At 42.5% G+C, this 358-nt stretch carries 1 rRNA gene; it reads right to left on the reverse strand.

The features are described from left to right. Window positions 1-270 precede the first annotated feature (270 nt). Window positions 271-358 (reverse strand): 16S ribosomal RNA (locus CWM54_RS27920); the annotation flags it as partial.

Consider the following 358-nt stretch of genomic DNA (forward strand, 5'->3'; position numbering starts at 1 on the left):
TAGCACGTCCTTCATCGCCTCTGACTGCCAGGGCATCCACCGTGTACGCTTAGTCGCTTAACCTCACAACCCGAAGATGTTTCGTAAAACATTTTCGTGTCGCGAAAATTTGAGAGACTCGAACACATCATTAAAGATGTGTCGTTTCAATTTTCAGCTTGATCCAGATTTTTAAAGAGCAAAATTTCACAATGCACTTAACAGTACATTTTGAAATTTATTATTTATCAAACAATCTGTGTGGACACTACAAAGGCAGGTTCTTTAAGGTAAGGAGGTGATCCAACCGCAGGTTCCCCTACGGTTACCTTGTTACGACTTCACCCCAGTCATGAATCACAAAGTGGTAAGCGCCCTC

The organism is Klebsiella sp. D-Nf1 (assembly GCF_002810515.1).
Taxonomy (GTDB): Bacteria; Pseudomonadota; Gammaproteobacteria; order Enterobacterales; family Enterobacteriaceae; genus Klebsiella; species Klebsiella variicola.